We start from the raw sequence: 18,584 nt of genomic DNA on the forward strand, positions 1-18,584 counted from the left end.
CTTCCAAGGAGAATACTAAACTATAAAACTCCAGAAGAACTATTTGAAATATATCTAGATAAAATCTATTCAATCTAAGTAAATTCAAGTATTTAAGTCATAAACAGAAATTAGTTCAATTTGTTATTGCAATTTATAATAATAAAAAATATATAAAATATTCAAAGTTTAAAAGACCATTATCAGTAGCTTTAACTTTTATACTTGTATTTATGGTAATTATAGGATTAATTAGATTTATAATTCCACAACTTATTGATAGTATATCTACATTAACTAATGCAGTACCATCATATATGAAATCATTTGAAGTATTAATAAGCAAGTATGTTAGTCATACAGAAATATTAAATACAGTATGGAATAATTTTTTATCTGCTTGGAAGGAAATTCTTCAGTTTACTGGACAAATAGTGGCATCATCTTTATCAGGGGTATTAAATATTACCTTAGGTTTTACTAGTGGATTATTTAATTTTATTATTTCTCTATTTTTTGCAATATATATGTTATTAAATAAAGAAAAATTACAATTAGGAATGAAAAAAGTTTTATATGCTTTTAGTGGAAAGAAATTTGCTGATAAAGTAATGTATTTATCAAAAATATCAAATGAAGCTTTTTCTAACTACATTGGAGGGCAATTTATAGAAGCAATTATTATAGGAGTTTTATGCTTCATAGGAATGATTATATTAAAGATGCCATATGCATTACTTATAAGTGTTATAGTATCAGTAACAGCTTTAATACCTATTTTTGGGGCTTTTATAGGAACAATACCTTCAGCTTTTATAATTTTAATAATAGATCCAATGAAATCTCTTTGGTTTGTACTATTTATAATTGTACTTCAGCAAATAGAGGGTAATTTAATTTATCCTAAAGTTGTAGGAGGATCAATAGGATTACCACCAATATGGGTAATATTAGCTATGGTTATTGGAGGAAATACATTTGGTCTTATAGGAATATTATTAGGTATACCTATATTTTCTGTAATATATAAGGTATTTAAAGAGATTGTAGATAATAGATTAAATAATAAAGATATTAAAATTACGAATTAATAAGAAAAAGTAATTAAAAAAGAAATGTATTAGGATTAAATATTATTAGTATTTTTAATAAAAGTATTAGATTAAGGTATTTAAAATAAATATTAAAGATTAAGCCACTAGGAAATAAAATTCTTAGTGGCTTAATCTTTAAATTTTACGTTCTATATATTTATGACGCAAGCGGCACTTACAATTTCTATTATATCTTTCAATAATAATAGATCGATCAAATAATTTAGATACCTTTATATAGAAGAAAGTAATTACTATAATTAATACACAAAATCCATAAATATAAATTCCTCTAAAATTAATATTTTCAATAATAAACCCACCAATAAAATTACCTATAGCACAAGCTATACTATTAACTAATAGTTTTACTCCGGCAAAAACATCTCTATTATCAAGTTCAATATGGCTCATCATAGAGCTATCTAAAGAAGAGCCAACAAGGCAGGCAAAAGCAGATCTGCTTATCAACATAATAATAAAAAATATTTTTGAAAGATTAAAACTTAATAAAATCATGCTTGTAGCTAGTGATATTAGAGATACTATTTCAAATGTTTTTATACTAAATTTTTCGATTATAATTGGCATAGTTAAAATTCCAACCATATTTAATGTGGTTATAATAAAGCTTATTATTGATATATATGTATTACTTAAACCAAATTGGGTTTTTAAAATTAAGTTATTATAGGGCCAAACAGCACTTCCACCTATAGCAATTATAAAAAGGAATATTGCAAAAATACGCATAGATTTATGTGATTTTAATAAAGTCATAGTGTTACTTATTGAGTTTTTTAATATTCTATCATCTGCTTTAATTCTTTTGTCTCTAGGAAGTAAGAACAATCTTAAAGTAAAAGCAATGAGAATTAAAATTATTGATAAAAAGAATAATTTTCTATATCCTATGTTTTTAAATAGTGGAATTTTATTTATATTTCCTGCAAGTAACCCTCCAAGGGTTGATGCAATAAAGTTAATTGAAGACTTATAACTATAAGCACAACATTCTTTATCAGGTGTTGTATATGAATATAATAATTGAAGTTCTGTAACTTGTATAAAACATAAGCCTATATTAATTAAAATTTGAGAAATTAAAAGTAAAAAAAAGTTTGTAAATAAAATATAAGATCCTATTCCTAAAGCACTTAGAAGACAACCCAATAGCAAAATAGTTTTTCTGCCTAATATATGCATAAAAGGTCCTAAGAAAAATCCAATCATTGAAAATAATGAACCTATAGAAAAAATAAGTCCTATTTTATCTGAAGGAATATTAATATCATTTAAATAAAGAATTTGTAAGAAGCTATATATTCCAAATGCAAATGCTAAGGCTAACTCACTTAAGACCATTATTTGGACATTTCGTGAGAATGTAGTATAAGTTTTAAGTGTTTTAAATTCTTTCATAGTATATACCTCTAAATAACTTTAAATGTTTCTATGTTTAGGATAAGCTATATTAGTAAATTTTATGTGTTGTAAATAAGAAGATAGTTACCTAAAAATATTTATAAAATAACAAAAAATAAAATTATAGATAAAAGCTCTAAGAATAAGAGTTTGCTTTAAAGGTAAATATAAGTATGGAGGTGATTGAATTGGTAACAAAACAAAGAAATACTAAAAAGAAAATGGCATCCTTAGGACTTAAAAAGGATAGTAATGGAGATTACACATATATAGATCCAAATGATACAACATCAGAATTTGTACCAGTTAGAAAAAGAAAACAGACAAAAGAAAATAAAGCTTAAACTATATAATTTAATAGTGAGTTCTTTATAATATAAAAGGTTAAAATATAGTTTTTTTCTATGTTTGGCCTTTTTTTGCTAATAATAGTTTTTTGAAGGAACTAAACTTGATTTTAGATAGAATACTTAGTAAAAAATCTAAAATTTTATTATTAAAAATATAATAATAAAATTTTTATTATCTTAATTAATATCATCGTAAATGATGCAAAAAGGGAAAAAATAAATACAATAATTTATGTAATATTTTTTATAAATACCTAAAAAATATTTAATATTATAATGAAAACATATACATTTTGGCTATATTTTTGTTTAAAAATTATAAATTAAAATTTATAAAGGAGAAATGTTCCGTAGCTGAAGTAGGAGTTAAACAAATTCAATATGGAACAGGTATAAAAGATAAATGAAAAACATCCAGCGTTAGAAAATTTTCCATGTGAATTTTATTCAACACCACAATGGTGGCACATTGTTATGAATTCTCAATTATCAATTTTAGATGATGTAAAAATACATCCAATTGTACAAATGATTGATAATTTCGAAAGAAATCATTTGTTAGGATTAATTTATGAATTTAAGGTAAATGAGTCTAATATATTGGTTTGTACTTCACCACTTAAAGATATAAAAGATAGTAGAGAAGCACAATGGCTTCAATATAGTTTAATTAAATATATCAAATCAGATAGTTTTAAACCTGAAAAGACAATAGATATAGAGATGGTAATAAAAAAACTAATGTAAATATATGTATTAGCCTCCGGGGTCAATCCAATATTTGGATTAACCCCGGAGGCTAATACATATATTGGATGAATTTTATTTATTTTTGTTATTTAAATATGTTAATATTAATTAAAGGGATGAAATTTATAACGTATGCAAACTATTTTAATGATTTATAAAAATAAATATTTGATAATATTAAAATTACATAGGGGGATATTTTAATGCGATATTATATAAAATCAAAGTTATTTAAGATTAAAGAAGACTTTTGGGTTAAAAATGATAAAGGAGAAGATTATTATTTTATCGATAAGGAATTTTTTAGTTTTGGATTACAGTTTAGAGTAATAGAAAATAATAATGAGATATATAGAGTTAGGGAAAAACTTCTAAAATTTATGCCTAGTTATGAAATATATGATAATAATAATAGTATTATAGGAACTGTAAAAAAACAGTTTACATTCTTTAAGGATAGTATATTTGTTGAAAGTAATTATGGTGATTTTGAAATTGAAGGTGATTTTTGGCATTATAGTTATAAGATCAATCATAATGGAAGAACTATTGCAGTTATTGATAAAGAAATTTTATCATTTACAGATAATTATTATGTTGATATCAATTATGAAAATCATGCTTTTATTATAGCTTTAGTTATAATTATTGATAATATAATAGATAAGCGTAACAATAATTAGAATTATCTGCTATTTATATTAGAAACTATTTTTCAGTTTTAAAGGCTGAGGATGGAATAAAGGCAATGGAAGTATTAGATAATTATTATGTAGACTTGATTATTTTAGATATAATGATGCCTAATATGGATGGATATGAGTTTGCACAGGAGCTCAGAGATGCAGATTGTATGTTACCTATAGAATTATAATCATTAATTTTTTTGCAATTGCAAAGTTAGGTGAAAAAGTGGCTATAGTTGGAATTATTATATATGAAATAGATAGTAAATTACAAAGTTTATGGAATGATAAAGTAGTTGATAAATTTTGTATAATTTAATATAAAATTTAAAATAACTATTGACTCTATAGTTACTATAGACTTTATCATGATTAAAGGAATAAAATATGGAGGTAAAATCATGATAAAAGAATTTTTAAAATATGCAGTTCCTTCAGCTTTAGCAATGTTTGTTTCATCACTATATACAATAGTTGATGGGATTTTTGTTGGACAAGGTATTGGAGACTCTGCCTTAGCAGCAGTTAATATAGTTATGCCATTTACTATAATGCTATTTGGTATTGCAACTATGTTTGCAGTTGGTGGAGGAGACCTTGTATCAAAGAATATAGGAAGCAATAATAAAGATAAAGCAATAAAGATATTTAGACAAGTCTTTAAGTTCTTACTAATTTTAAGTTTAGGTATAAGTTTAGTTTCTATAGTATTTTCAAAAGAAATAGTAAAAATATTAGGTGCTACAGATAATTTAGTTCCAGTAGCTTCAATTTATTTAAAATATTATAGTTTATTCTGTATTCCAAATTTAATAGGAATTGCTTTAAATAGTTTTGTTAGAAATGATGGTAGACCAAAACTTGCAATGGTATCAACTTTGTCAGGGGCAGTAACTAATATAGTTTTAGATTATATATTTATATTTCCATTAGAGCTTGGAATAAAAGGTGCTGCTATTGCAACAGGACTTGGACAAATAGTAACTATAGCTATATTGATACCTCATTTTATAAGTAATAAGGGAATTTTAAAATTTGGAAATATTAGATTAGAAAAAGAAATAATAAAAGAATTTATAAATATAGGTTTTCCGTCTTTCTTTGCAGAAGTAAGTTTTTCTATAATAATATTCTTTATGAATTTAGCATTAGTTAACTATGGTGGAGAAAGTTCTTTATCATCATTTGCAATAATTAATTATATAACAACTAATATTTATATGGTATTATTAGGATTATCATTTGGTGTACAACCGTTGTTAAGTTATAACTACGGAGCAAAAAAATCAGATAAAATGTTAAACTTCTACTCTATAACAATGAAAACAGCATTTATAATAAATATAGTTTTTATATGTGTGTGTTTTGTGTTTGGAAGGAGTATAATATCAATTTTCACTTCTGATCCAGTCATATCCAATATTGCATATATAGGTTTAAACTTAATAAATATTGCATTTATTATGGTAGGATTTAATTTAACAAGTACAGTGTATTATCAAGCAATAAGTATACCTAAGATTTCAAATATTTTTTGTATTTGTAGAAGTATATTATTACTTCCTATATCATTATTTATTTTATCTAAATTATTAGGAATTAATGGAATATGGATAAGTTTATTTATTTCTGAATTGCTAACTTTTATTATTTTAAGGTATTCTATCAATATTAAGTCTTATACTATAAAGGCTATTGAAAATTCGAATTAACTTAGAGGAGTTTTAGGATGGAAACTTATTTTTCAGTTGGGGAAATATCTAAATTGACCAATGTTCCAATTCAAACATTAAGATATTATGACAAAATGGGGCTTCTTAAGCCTGCTTACATAAATGAACAAAATAATTATAGGTATTATTCATTAAATCAATTTATAAAAATTGATTTATTAAAGCAGTGTAAGCTTATAGGATTATCACTAAAGGAAATAGAAGAACTATTAAAAAATGAAATATCAGTAGATTCTATGTTAAAATTAATTGATCAGCAAAGAAAAGTATTAGATGAAAAAATCAATGAACTTGAAGCGGTTAAATCATATATTAATTTTTTAGATGATAGACTAAAAGAAACTAAAGCAGTTGAAGAAAATAAAATCTTTATTAAGTATAATGATGAAAGAATAGTTAAAAAATATGAATGTATATTAAGAGATGAAAAAGATATAGAATTAAATTTGAGAAAAATTTTACTTAAATCAGAAAAAGATAATTGGATGTTACATTCTCAGTTAGTATTTCAAGCATCATTAGATAGTTTAAGAATAGAAGATAAAGTAGTCTATACTGCTATAATGCTTTATAAACATGAAAGTATAAGTGAAAGTAGGGAAAACGTCATACTTCCTAAAGGTAATTATCTTACTATGTATTATGATGATGGGTATAAAAATAATTTAAAATATTATAAAATGATGCTTGATTATATTAATAACAATAATATAGAAACAATAGGTGATTTTAATGAATTTTCTATATTATCAAGGGTAAATACTAAAGAGGCTGAAAAATCTATAATTCAATTAGAAATACAAATTAAAATATAATAAATAAAAAACAATAGAGATTAAGGTGAATATTAAATGACAATTACAGAGGTTAGTAAAAAATATGGATTATCAGCAGATACATTACGTTATTATGAAAGAATTGGATTGATTCCACCAGTGAATAGAAATAGTAGTGGTAATAGAGATTACACAGAAGGTGACTGTAAATGGGTAAAATTTATAAAATGTCTTAGGAGTGCAGGACTTTCTATTGAAATTCTTATTGAGTATGTTAATTTATTTCAAAAAGGTAGTGATACAATTTCAGCAAGAAAGGAATTATTATTTGAGCAAAGGAAGCAAATTGCTGAAAAAGTTAACGAATTACAAGAAACTTTAAAGTTTTTAGATCAAAAGATAGATGGATATGAAGAGCGTATGTTAAAGTTTGAAGAAGAATTAAAAATTAGTGAGTAAAAATAAAATTACATGTTTAATATTGATAAATTTAGAAAAAACATATATACTAAGTATGTAAAATTTATATACTCAGAGTAATTCTGAGAGAGGTTCGTAACCATCCCTCTATAAAAAACTAGGATCCCTAATAGTCTTTAAAACTAAAGATATTAGGATAATTTTGTTGTAAAAATTTCAATAAAATAATACTATGTTTTGATATATGAGGGAGCTATTAAGTATAGCTCCCTTTATTTTGTGATGGAATGAACTTTAGGTTTATTCCTTTTTTTATTTACTCAATATAAATTTTATATTTATTTAGTAAAGGAGCAGATAAAATGAAAAAGAAAGTAATAATTGATTGTGATCCAGGTATAGATGATTCATTAGCTTTAATTTTAGCATTGAATTCACCTGAACTAGAAATTGTAGGAATTACTACAGTTTCAGGAAATGTTAAAGCGGATCAAGGTGCAAAAAATGCATTAAAGGTATTGAAGATTATGAATAGAGAAGATATACAAGTATATATTGGTGAAGAGATTCCATTAGAAAGAGAACTTGTAACAGCTCAAGATACACATGGAGAAGATGGCCTTGGTGAAACTAATTATGAAGAAGCAAATGTGGAAATTAATTATGGTGGTGTTGACTTCATTTTAGAAAATGCAAGAAAAGGAGATATAAGTGTAATTGCATTAGGTCCATTAACTAATTTGGCAAAAGCACTAGAAAAAGATGAAGAAGGATTTAATATGATAAATGAAATAGTTTCAATGGGAGGGGCTTTTAGATCTCATGGAAATTGTTCACAAGTTGCAGAGTTTAATTATTGGGTAGATCCTCATGGGGTTAAAGAAGTTTTTGATAGGAGTAAAGTACCATTTTCAATGGTTGGATTAGATGTTACTAGAGAAATAATATTAACACCTAATCTTATAGAACTTATTAATCAAATTGGAGGAGATGTAGCTAATTTTATTGTAGATATAATAAGGTTTTATGTTGATTTTCATTGGAATCAGGAAAGAACTTTAGGATGTGTAATAAATGATCCCTTAGCAGTAGCATATTTTATAGATAGAACCCTTTGCGAAGGTTTTACATCTTATTTAGATATAGTTACAGATGGAATTGCAGTAGGACAAACTTTAGTTGATGTAGGAAATTTTTATAGAAAAGAGCATAATGGTCGTATATTAACAAAAGTAGACTCTAAAAGATTTATGAAAATGTTTCTTGAAAGAATATTCCCAGAGAGTAAAAAAGATATTGAAATAGTACTTAATAATTCTAAGTATGGAGTTAACTAAATTAAAGTATAAATAATAGGGAGATTTTACTATGAAAAAAACTAATACTTTTAAAATTACAATTATGTCTATAGCAGTTGTACTTAATATAATTGGCGCTTTTATTGCTGTAGCATTGAAGTTACCAATATTTATTGATACAATAGGAACTTTTCTATCAGCATTTTTATTTGGGCCTATTGGTGGAATGTTAACAGGAATAGTAACTTCATTAATTAATGGATTAACTTTTGACCCATACTCACTATATTTTATTCCAGTTCAAGTAATTATAGGTTTAATAGCAGGTATATGTTATAAAAAGAATTTATTTAAAGGTAAATTTTTGATTTTAGGAATTATAATAACAACTGTAATGGGATCACTTATGGCATCATTAATTTCAGCTTTTGTTTTTGGTGGTATAACTTCTTCAGGTACTTCTTTTATTGTAATGTATTTAAAAGAGGCTGGAGTAAACATAGTAGCAAGTATATTTTCTACACAAATATTATTTGATTTATTAGATAAAAGTATTACAGTCTTACTTGTATTAACAATTTTAAAATCAGTATCTAAAAATATAAAAGTTACAAATAGAGTATAATATATATAGGGGTATGAGGTACTCATCATATTTTTATAATAATTATATTTAAGTAATATATAACAGGAAGTTTTAATCATATCTAAATTATATACATAATTTAGATATGATTATTTTTTATATTTTATTGAGATACCATGAATAATTTAATATAATGATGGTAATTAATTTTAATTAAGAATAATAAGTAATAAATAAGAAAGATGTGATTATAATTGAATAATAAATTAAAAGTAGATTTAAACGATGTAATAGAATGTATAGAATTTGAAGGCGAACTATTACAACATTACTATAACAAAAAGACAGGAATTATAATTTATATAGAAGATAGTAGCACTGCAACTTATAAAGCTGATGATATACATAATTTAGACAACTTTGAAGACTGGGAAAAAGAGCTTATACTTTCTATTAATGATTTTAGAGAAAATCCAAGTGATTATATTCAGCTTCCATCTCATGAGGATATTAATGAGTATGGTATGATGATTGAGTTTTGTAATAATATAGAAGACACAGAATTAAAAAATAAAATATTAAATATTAAAGATTCTTTTAGAGAATTAAGACAATCAATTGAAAATGAAGGTCTTATTAATGATTGGTATGATTATAGAGAAGAGGCTGAAAGAAATCTAGCTATTAAATGGTGTAATGATAATAATATAGAGTATTAAATTCAAAAAGGTTTGAAGAAAAATAATACAACATGAAATTAATCATAATAATATAGGTTATAAATAATATTTTAGGTATAAAAAGTTTCAATAGGAAGCTTAATAATTGGAGGATTTATGAATAATACATTTTTAAAAGAACCATGGTTAAAATGGGCTATTGAAATACAAAGCATTGCCCAATGTGGATTAACATATACTAAAGATGTATATGATAAAGAACGATATGAACAGTTAAGGAATATTGCAGCTGAAATGTTAAGTTATAAAACTGAAATTCCAGTTAATAAAATTAAAAATTTGTTTTGTAATGAAAAAGGATATCAGTTCAATGCGATCTTATTGGTGGAGAGTTTGTTGAAAATATAGAGACTACAGAAATAGGATATTTTTCACTTGATAATTTACCTAACCTATCTAATGAAAAATCTAATTTTGAGCAAATCGAGATGTGTTTTAAAGCAAAAGAAGATGAAAATTGGAAAGTTCTATTTGATTAATCTCCAATTCTTTACAAAGTATAATGAAAATGAAGAAATAAAAAAATATATAATATTTTAAAATATGGAGGTAAAAAATGAATATAGCGTGGATTGGAACTGGGGTCATGGGAAGTGCTATGGCTAAAAACTTATCAAAAAGTGGACATAATGTTTCTGTTTTTAGCAGAACAATTTCAAAGTGTGAGCCATTAAAGGAATTCGGAATAGAGGTTAAAGATAGTATTAAAGAATGTGTAAAAAATGCAGATGCAATATTTACTATTGTAGGATATCCAAAAGATGTTGAAGAAGTATATTTAGGTGAAGAAGGAATCTTTAAATATGCAAAGGAAGGTGCTTATTTAGTTGACATGACTACTTCATCACCAATTCTTGCTAAAAGATTATATGAATTAGGTGATAAATTTCATATTTTAGATGCACCTGTTTCAGGTGGAGATATTGGTGCACAAAATGCTACATTATCAATTATGGTAGGTGGAAATAAAGAGGATTTTGAATATATGTATAGTATATTTGAATGTATGGGTAAAAATATAATTTATTTAGGTGAAGCAGGTAGTGGACAAAACTGTAAGGCATGTAATCAAGTTGCTATAGCAGGTACAGTAGCTGCAGTAGCTGAATCAATTACCTATGCTAAAAAATCTGGTCTAGATCCTAAAACTGTTTTAGATGCTATATCAAAAGGTGCTGCCGGAAGTTGGCAACTTCAAAACAATGGGTATAAGATGATTGAAAAAGATTATGCACCTGGATTCTTTAATAAGCATTTTATAAAGGATATGAAAATAGCTAAGGAAGTTATGGAAGAAAGGGGTGAAGATTTGCCTATTCTTAATAAGGTATTAGAGCTGTATGAAGAACTAGAGAAAAATGGTCTTGGAGATTATGGAACTCAAAGTATAATAGAAAAATATAATTAAATAGATTTTTATAAACTTTGTTTTTATAGTTATATTTATTATAAATAGATAAGTACCAGTAAATAATACATATTTTCCAATGTATTATTTACTGGTACTATTTTATATAAAATTTTTACAGAGATATATTTTAAATATTTTAAATATAAGTTTAAAAAATAAAGTCAAGGATTTCTTTAGCTTTTTTGAAAAAATATTTTTATAATCAAAATATTTGATTAATATATATTGACAATTATCTTCATCTTATATATACTAACAATATAGTATATAGTTATGAAAACTACTTAAATTAGTTTAAACAACCAGGAGGGTTAATATATGAAATTAAATTCATTGATTATAGGAGATTTAGTAGCAAATGTTCCAATAATACAAGGGGGAATGGGCGTTGGTGTAAGCTTATCTTCACTTGCTGGAGCAGTCGCAAAAGAAGGCGCAATAGGAGTAATATCAGCAGCACAACCAGGATTTTTAGAAGATGATTTTGGAAAAGATTCATTAACAGCTAATATTAGAGCATTAGGTAAACATATTAAAAAAGCAAAAGAAATATCAAATGGTGGAATAATTGGTGTTAATATTATGTGTGCCACTAGGAATTATGAAGAGTATGTAAAATGCGCAATTGATAATGGTGCTGATTTAATTATATCAGGTGCTGGATTGCCTACTGATTTACCAAAGTTTACAGAAGGGTCAAATATAAAATTAGTACCTATAGTATCACCACCAAAATCAGCTAGTGTAATTTTAAAAATGTGGGATAGACGTTATGGAAGAACTGCAGATATGGTAATTATTGAGGGGCCAAAAGCAGGTGGACATTTAGGATTTTCTAGTGACAGATTAAAAGAATACCAATCTAAAGGTTACGACAAAGAAGTAATTGAAATTCTTGAAATAGTAAAACAATATGAAGAGAAATATAATAAGAAAATACCAGTAATATTTGCAGGTGGTGTTTATAATAGAGATGATATTAATCACTATATGAATTTAGGATGTTCTGGAGTTCAAATGGCAACAAGATTTGTAGCTACTGAAGAATGTGATGCTCATATTAATTTCAAAATGGCATATATAAATGCTAGGAAAGAAGATGTAATGATTGTAAAAAGTCCAGTTGGTATGCCAGGACGAGCTATAAGTAATAAATTTATGGAAGAAAGAAAGTTAACAAATGAAAAAATAAGCAAATGTTATAAATGCTTAAAAAAATGTGATATGGCAACTATACCTTATTGTATAACAGGTGCTTTAGTACGTGCAGTAAAAGGCGATGTTGATAATTCACTTGTATTTTGTGGTGAAAATGCATATAGATTAGATAAAATTATTACTGTTAAAGAATTAATAGATGAATTAAATAATTAGTGATAAAAATACTGGGATTATCGAAAAAGCAAATGCGACAGTTCCAGTATTTTTTATGTTATATAATCCTTTCTAGAAGAGATTATTGTTTGATTTTTTCTTAAGTGATTTTGTAGTTAGCTTTTTCATTTAGTTCAACATCCTAATACTTACTTCACCTGAATTTAATATTTTTATAGAACCATCATCATGTTTTATTACTAAAGAACCATCATTATTTATATCTATAGCTTTCCCTTTAGAACAAATTCCTCCACTTGTATACATTATTTCTTGATTTAAAATAATACTTCTTTTTTTATACTCTTGAATAAAGTCATAGTATTTAATCTTTGGAATAATACTTAAAATATTATTTAGTATCTCTGCACAAAGTATATTTCTATTTATACCATTACTATTACCTTTATAAAGAGAGTCTGCAATTTCTTTAAGATCATCAGGAAAATTATCTTTAGGATTGTTAAAATTAATTCCTATTCCTAAAATTAAGTAGTCAATAGTTTCACTTTCAAAATTAGTTGAGGCTTCAGTTAAAATACCTCCTATTTTTTTATTATTTATATAAATATCATTTATCCATTTAATTTGACATTCTATACCTGTAACTTTATGTATTGCATCACATATAGCTACAGATGAAGATGTTGTAATTAATACTGAATCCATTGCTGTTAGATTTGGACGTAATATAATACTCATATAAATACCTGTATTAGCTGGAGAGTAAAATGATCTGCCCATCCTACCTTTACCAGCTGTTTGCTCTTCTGAAATAACAACAGTTCCGTGTTTAGCTCCAGTTAAAGCTAATTTTTTTGCAACTTCATTGGTAGAAGTAGTTGTTTTATAAGTATATATTTCTATATTTGAAAATTCTTTATTTAAATATAGAGAAATACCTTCTTTAGATATTAGATCAGTATTATCCGCTAGAGAGTAACCTCTATTTGTTACAGCCTTAATATTGTATCCATCATTTCTTAATGAATTTATAGCTTTCCAAATTGAAGTTCTTGAGATATTTAAAGTTTTGGCCATTTCAGCACCAGAAACTGTTTTTCCTTTATTCTCTTCTAAAACTTTTAAAACGTTACTTTTTAACATAATAAATTACCTCCTACAAAAATTATATTGAGTTAAAAATATCTTGTCAATCAAAGTATATAATATAGTTAACAATTAAAAATTACTATTTATTTAGTTAAAATCTTTGACATAGTCAAAAATGTTAGAATACTTTACAAAAAAGTATTAATGTGACAATTACAAAAAAGATATATATAATATTAAGTGAAGTAAAAATAAAAGAGAGGTATGATTTAAAATGGGAATAAGAAAAAACAAAGCAATAGAGCTTCATAGTAATAGATATACATGTTCTCAAGCTGTAGCATGTGCTTTTTGTGATTTGGTTGATGTAGATGAAGCTACAATGAAAGAAATTGTTAGAAAATATAGTGGTGGAGCATATAAAGTATGTGGCGCTGTAATGGGAGCATATGTAATAGTTAATTATTTAAATGGAAATATAAATCCAGAAAACCCTGCAGAACCGATCAAAGATGATATGGAGCTTTTAAATGAAATTGAAAGAAGATTTAAGGAAAAAAATACTTCAATTATATGTAAAGAGTTAAAAGGTATTACTACAGGAACTGTTTTACGTTCTTGTAGAGGTTGTGTAGAAGATGCAGCAGAAATTCTGGAAGAATTAGTAGATGAGAAATTGAATATGTATTAATTCTTTAATAGTTATAATATTAATATAAATTTTATGTCAAATAAAAAATAAAGAAATTAATGGAACTTTTTATGTAATGTATACGTCTAATAAATATAAATTAAATTTTGGATTATAATTATGGGGTGTAATAGACGTGTGGAAGAAATTAATTTTATCAGAAAAAGATTATGAATATTTAACAAAAGGATTAGCTAGTGGAGTTGGACTAGGAATAATAATTGGCTCTTTAGCAGGAGATATTTTATTTTTCTTTGCACTTGGAGGCGTTTTAGGAATAATAGGCTCAGGTATATTTTCATTTTATAAAAAGTTTAAAGTAGATAATAAAATTTAAAAGTAAAGGCAGGAAAGCAAATGAATAGGGGCAATTTAATTGATATTTTAAAAAAGAAAATAGTAGTTCTAGATGGGGCTATGGGAACGAGTATACAAAGTTTTAAGTTAACTGAAGAAGATTATAGAGGGGCACTGCTTAAAAATTTTAATAAAGAACAAAAAGGTAATAATGATTTATTATCTATAACAAAACCTGAAGTTATAAAAGAAATACATAGGGGATTTTTAGAAGCTGGTTCAGATATAATTGAAACAAATACCTTTAGTTCAAATAGCATTTCTCAGGAAGATTATGGATTAAATAATTTAGTTTATGATTTAAATTATAAATCAGCAAGGCTTGCAAAAGAAATAGCTGATGAATTTACAGCAAAAAATCCAGGGAAACCAAGATTTGTTGCAGGCTCTGTAGGACCTACAAATAAAACAGCATCTTTATCACCAGATGTAGAAAATCCTGGTTATAGAAATATAAGTTTTGATGAACTTGTGGAAGCTTATAGTGAACAAATCTCTGCACTTATGGATGGTGGAATAGATTGTATATTAATAGAAACTATTTTTGATACATTAAATGCTAGGGCAGCTATAATTGCGGCAAATAATGTTTACAAAGTAAAAGGAAAAAGTCTGCCTATAATGATTTCAGGTACTTTAACTGATAAATCAGGAAGAACCTTATCTGGTCAAAAATTAGATGCTTTTGCACAATCAATTAGAAATGAAAATGTTATTTCTATAGGATTAAACTGTTCCTTTGGTGGAGAGGATATAATACCATTTATAAAAGAACTAGCCAATACTCAAGATATGTTTATATCAGTTTATCCTAATGCAGGATTACCTAATATTTTAGGAGAATATGATGAATTACCAAATATAACTGCAGGGTTTATAAGACAATTAGCAAAAGAAAGGAAAGTTAATATAGTTGGTGGATGCTGTGGAACAACATCAGCTCATATAAAAGCAATAGCTGAGGCTGTAGAAGGATTAGAGCCTAGACTAATTCCTGAAGTAAAAATAGAAAGTATATATTGTGGACTTGAAGTAGTTAGAAGTAGTAAAGAAAATAACTTTATAAACATAGGGGAAAGAACCAATGTTGCTGGTTCAGCTAAATTTGCAAGGCTTATTAGAGAAAAAAAATATGAAGAAGCCTTATCTATAGCAAAAGATCAAGTAGAAAATGGTGCTCAAATAATAGATGTTAATTTTGATGATGGCTTACTAGATAGCGCTAAAGAAATGGAGTATTTTTTAAAACTATTAGCATCTGAACCAGATATATCTTCAAGACCTATAATGATAGATTCATCAAGATGGGAAGTAATTGAATCTGGTCTTAAAAGTATTCAAGGAAAACCAATAGTAAACTCTATTTCTTTAAAAAATGGAGAAGAAGAATTCTTAAATCATGCAAAAGTTGTTAAAGAGTTTGGAGCAGCTGTTGTAGTAATGGCATTTGATGAAAATGGACAGGCAGATACTTTTGAAAGAAAAAAAGAAATATGTGCTAGGGCATATGATTTATTAGTAAATAAATTAAATTTTCCGCCACAAGATATAATCTTTGATCCAAATATTTTAGCAATTGCTACAGGAATAGAGGAGCATGATAATTATGCTGTTGATTTTATAAATGCAACTAGATGGATAAAAGAAAATCTTCCATATGCTAAAGTTTCAGGGGGAGTTTCTAATTTATCATTCTCATTTAGAGGTAATAATACTATAAGAGAAGCTATGCACTCAGTATTTTTATATCATGCAATTGAAGCAGGTATGGATATGGGAATTGTAAATCCAGGAATGATACAAATTTATGATGATATTTCAAAAGATTTATTAGACCTAGTTGAAGATGTAGTTTTAAATAGACGTAAAGATGCTGCAGAAAGATTATTAGATAAAGCAGAAGAGTTTAAAAATGGAACTAATATAGTTCAAAATAATAAAAATGCATGGAGAGAAAATACTTTAGATGAGAGATTAAGTTATTCATTAATTAAAGGAATAACTGAGTATATTAATGAAGATTTAAAAGAAGCTGTTAACAAGTATCCTAAGGCTCTTAATATTATAGAAGGTCCATTAATGAGCGGTATGACTAAAGTTGGAGAGCTATTTGGAGATGGGAAAATGTTCTTACCTCAAGTTGTTAAGTCAGCAAGAGTTATGAAAAAAGCTGTTTCATTTTTACTTCCATATATAGAAAAAGATAAAGAACAAGGGGACACATCTAAAGCTGGAAAAATTCTCTTGGCAACAGTAAAAGGAGATGTCCATGACATTGGTAAAAATATTGTTGGTGTAGTTCTTGCTTGTAATAACTTTGAAATAATAGATTTAGGAGTTATGGTTCATTGTGAAGATATAATAGAAATAGCTATTAAAGAAAATGTAGATATAATTGGGTTAAGCGGTCTTATTACACCTTCTTTAGATGAAATGTGTCATATAGTATCTGAGATGGAAAAAAGAAATATGAATATACCAATAATAATTGGAGGCGCTACAACATCCAAACCACATACTGCATTAAAAATAGCTCCTAATTATAGTGGCACAATTGTATATGGATATGATGCTTCAAAAACAGTTGAAATATGCAAGAATCTTTTAGGTGAGAATAAATATGAGTATATTAAGTCTATTAAAGACGAGTATGAAGAAATAACATTAACTTATAATAAATATGAAAAGAAAATGATATCATTAGAAGAAGCTAGAGAAAAGAGACTTAAAATAGATTGGAATAATAGAAAGATTTTTAAACCTAATTTTATTGGAATAAAAGAAGTTACTAATTATAAAGTATCAGATTTAAGACCTTATATTGATTGGACATTCTTCTTTATAGCATGGGAAATGAAAAAGTTATATCCAGATATTTTAGAAGATCCAAATTATGGAGAAGAAGCCAAAAAGATACTTGATGATGCTAATACAATGTTAGATTTTATTGAAGAAAATAATATTATAAATATTAAAGGTGTCTTTGGAATTTTTGAGGCCAATTCAAATGGAGATAATATTGAGATATATAATAAAGATAAGAGTTTAGCTACAACATTAAATCTGTTTAGAGAACAAAGAGAAAAAAGTAAAGGTGAGTATTTATGCCTTTCAGATTTTATTGCGCCTAAAGAGTTACAAAAAGAAGACTATATTGGCGGATTTATTGTAACAGCGGGACTTGGGGCAAATGAATATGCTAAGAAGTTGGAATTAGAAGGTGATTCTTACAATTCAATTATGTTAAAACTTATATGTGATAGATTAGCCGAAGCCTTTGCTGAAAAGCTACATGAAGATATAAGAAAAGATTATTGGGGATATGCACCAGATGAAAATTTAAGTATGAAAGAAATATTAAAAGGTAGCTATAGAGGAATAAGGCCTGCTTTTGGATATCCATCACTTATTGATCAAAGTCAAATGAAAAGATTATTTGATGTTTTAGATGGTGAAAATATAACTGGAGTAAAACTTACTGAAAATTATATGATGGATCCAGTATCTTCAGTATGTGGATTATATTTTGCTTCAGAAGACTCAAGATATTTTAATTCTAATTTAATAGATAAAGATCAAGCTGAAGACTATGCAAGAAGATGTGGGTGGACTAAAGAGGCATTAGAGAATGCTTTACCTAATATATTATCATATAAATAAAATATATAGTTCTAAATAGATTATAAATTTTATTTTGAGTGAAATTTTAATTTATAGAACAATCGAGTAGGAGGTAGATAATTATTTTATCTACCGACCTCTCACACCACCGTGCGTACCGGTCTGGTACACGGCGGTTCTTTAAGTTTAATGAATTTTAATATATTGACGCGTTAGGCTTTTTAAGCCTAAGTCGGTAAA

The 18,584-nt window shown here is 26.1% G+C and carries 19 protein-coding genes and 1 riboswitch; of the genes, 17 read left to right on the top strand and 2 right to left on the bottom strand.

The window, feature by feature from the left end; translation table 11 throughout:
* The first annotated feature begins 152 nt into the window (after nucleotides 1–152).
* Nucleotides 153–1,070, top strand: a complete 918-nt coding sequence (locus tag Q0Y03_RS12790) for an AI-2E family transporter (RefSeq protein ID WP_297714211.1) — start codon at nucleotides 153–155, stop codon at nucleotides 1,068–1,070.
* Between the two features lie 138 nt (nucleotides 1,071–1,208).
* Here the strand turns inward: Q0Y03_RS12790 and Q0Y03_RS12795 are convergent, their stop codons facing one another.
* The gene (locus tag Q0Y03_RS12795) at nucleotides 1,209–2,495 is read right to left on the bottom strand and encodes an MFS transporter (RefSeq protein WP_297714195.1); all 1,287 of its coding nucleotides are present in this window, start codon (nucleotides 2,493–2,495) and stop codon (nucleotides 1,209–1,211) included.
* Between the two features lie 191 nt (nucleotides 2,496–2,686).
* On the opposite strand from Q0Y03_RS12795, the gene Q0Y03_RS12800 reads away from it, so the two are divergent.
* The 13 genes from Q0Y03_RS12800 (at nucleotide 2,687) to Q0Y03_RS12860 (ending at nucleotide 12,622) form a co-directional block, all read left to right on the top strand.
* Nucleotides 2,687–2,842, top strand: a complete 156-nt coding sequence (locus tag Q0Y03_RS12800; protein ID WP_297714196.1) for a hypothetical protein — start codon at nucleotides 2,687–2,689, stop codon at nucleotides 2,840–2,842.
* A 480-nt stretch (nucleotides 2,843–3,322) separates the two neighbouring features.
* The gene (locus Q0Y03_RS12805; protein WP_297714197.1) at nucleotides 3,323–3,595 is read left to right on the top strand and encodes a hypothetical protein; all 273 of its coding nucleotides are present in this window, start codon (nucleotides 3,323–3,325) and stop codon (nucleotides 3,593–3,595) included.
* Between the two features lie 206 nt (nucleotides 3,596–3,801).
* Nucleotides 3,802–4,281: an LURP-one-related family protein gene (locus Q0Y03_RS12810; protein WP_297714198.1), complete on the top strand. Its 480-nt coding sequence runs from the start codon at nucleotides 3,802–3,804 to the stop codon at nucleotides 4,279–4,281.
* Nucleotides 4,282–4,298: 17 nt separating this feature from the next.
* Nucleotides 4,299–4,472 (top strand): response regulator, encoded by a 174-nt coding sequence (locus Q0Y03_RS12815; protein ID WP_297714212.1) that lies wholly within the window; start codon nucleotides 4,299–4,301, stop codon nucleotides 4,470–4,472.
* A 213-nt stretch (nucleotides 4,473–4,685) separates the two neighbouring features.
* Nucleotides 4,686–5,996 carry an MATE family efflux transporter gene (locus Q0Y03_RS12820; protein WP_297714199.1) on the top strand — a complete coding sequence of 437 codons (1,311 nt, stop codon included), beginning with the start codon at nucleotides 4,686–4,688 and terminating at the stop codon, nucleotides 5,994–5,996.
* Between the two features lie 17 nt (nucleotides 5,997–6,013).
* Nucleotides 6,014–6,832, top strand: coding sequence for a helix-turn-helix domain-containing protein (locus Q0Y03_RS12825; protein ID WP_297714200.1), 819 nt, complete (start codon nucleotides 6,014–6,016; stop codon nucleotides 6,830–6,832).
* Between the two features lie 36 nt (nucleotides 6,833–6,868).
* The gene (locus Q0Y03_RS12830; RefSeq protein ID WP_297714201.1) at nucleotides 6,869–7,252 is read left to right on the top strand and encodes a MerR family transcriptional regulator; all 384 of its coding nucleotides are present in this window, start codon (nucleotides 6,869–6,871) and stop codon (nucleotides 7,250–7,252) included.
* Between the two features lie 83 nt (nucleotides 7,253–7,335).
* Nucleotides 7,336–7,380, top strand: a riboswitch (PreQ1 riboswitch).
* A gap of 195 nt (nucleotides 7,381–7,575) precedes the next feature.
* Entirely contained in the window at nucleotides 7,576–8,550 is a 975-nt protein-coding gene (locus tag Q0Y03_RS12835; RefSeq protein WP_297714202.1) for a nucleoside hydrolase, read from the top strand.
* Nucleotides 8,551–8,581: 31 nt separating this feature from the next.
* Nucleotides 8,582–9,136, top strand: a complete 555-nt coding sequence (locus Q0Y03_RS12840) for an ECF transporter S component (RefSeq protein WP_297714203.1) — start codon at nucleotides 8,582–8,584, stop codon at nucleotides 9,134–9,136.
* A 215-nt stretch (nucleotides 9,137–9,351) separates the two neighbouring features.
* Nucleotides 9,352–9,816: a UPF0158 family protein gene (locus Q0Y03_RS12845; RefSeq protein ID WP_297714204.1), complete on the top strand. Its 465-nt coding sequence runs from the start codon at nucleotides 9,352–9,354 to the stop codon at nucleotides 9,814–9,816.
* A gap of 117 nt (nucleotides 9,817–9,933) precedes the next feature.
* The gene (locus Q0Y03_RS12850; protein WP_363318746.1) at nucleotides 9,934–10,185 is read left to right on the top strand and encodes an NUDIX hydrolase N-terminal domain-containing protein; all 252 of its coding nucleotides are present in this window, start codon (nucleotides 9,934–9,936) and stop codon (nucleotides 10,183–10,185) included.
* A gap of 208 nt (nucleotides 10,186–10,393) precedes the next feature.
* Complete coding sequence (locus tag Q0Y03_RS12855) at nucleotides 10,394–11,245, top strand: NAD(P)-dependent oxidoreductase (RefSeq protein ID WP_297714205.1); 852 nt, start codon at nucleotides 10,394–10,396, stop codon at nucleotides 11,243–11,245.
* 321 nt (nucleotides 11,246–11,566) lie between these two features.
* Entirely contained in the window at nucleotides 11,567–12,622 is a 1,056-nt protein-coding gene (locus Q0Y03_RS12860; protein WP_297714206.1) for a nitronate monooxygenase family protein, read from the top strand.
* A 129-nt stretch (nucleotides 12,623–12,751) separates the two neighbouring features.
* Here the strand turns inward: Q0Y03_RS12860 and Q0Y03_RS12865 are convergent, their stop codons facing one another.
* Entirely contained in the window at nucleotides 12,752–13,729 is a 978-nt protein-coding gene (locus tag Q0Y03_RS12865; RefSeq protein WP_297714207.1) for a biotin--[acetyl-CoA-carboxylase] ligase, read from the bottom strand.
* A 220-nt stretch (nucleotides 13,730–13,949) separates the two neighbouring features.
* Here Q0Y03_RS12865 and Q0Y03_RS12870 point away from each other — a divergent pair, with 220 nt between their 5' ends.
* The 3 genes from Q0Y03_RS12870 to metH all read left to right on the top strand — a co-directional run bounded on the left by Q0Y03_RS12870 (nucleotide 13,950) and on the right by metH (nucleotide 18,383).
* On the top strand, nucleotides 13,950–14,366 hold the full coding sequence (locus Q0Y03_RS12870) for a C-GCAxxG-C-C family protein (RefSeq protein WP_297714208.1): 417 nt from the start codon (nucleotides 13,950–13,952) through the stop codon (nucleotides 14,364–14,366).
* A gap of 136 nt (nucleotides 14,367–14,502) precedes the next feature.
* Entirely contained in the window at nucleotides 14,503–14,703 is a 201-nt protein-coding gene (locus Q0Y03_RS12875) for a hypothetical protein (protein WP_297714209.1), read from the top strand.
* Between the two features lie 20 nt (nucleotides 14,704–14,723).
* Nucleotides 14,724–18,383, top strand: a complete 3,660-nt coding sequence (gene metH / locus Q0Y03_RS12880) for a methionine synthase (RefSeq protein WP_297714210.1) — start codon at nucleotides 14,724–14,726, stop codon at nucleotides 18,381–18,383.
* Nucleotides 18,384–18,584: the final 201 nt, after the last annotated feature.

It is taken from the genome of Clostridium sp. (assembly GCF_026168755.1).
In the GTDB taxonomy this organism is placed as follows: domain Bacteria; phylum Bacillota; class Clostridia; order Clostridiales; family Clostridiaceae; genus Clostridium.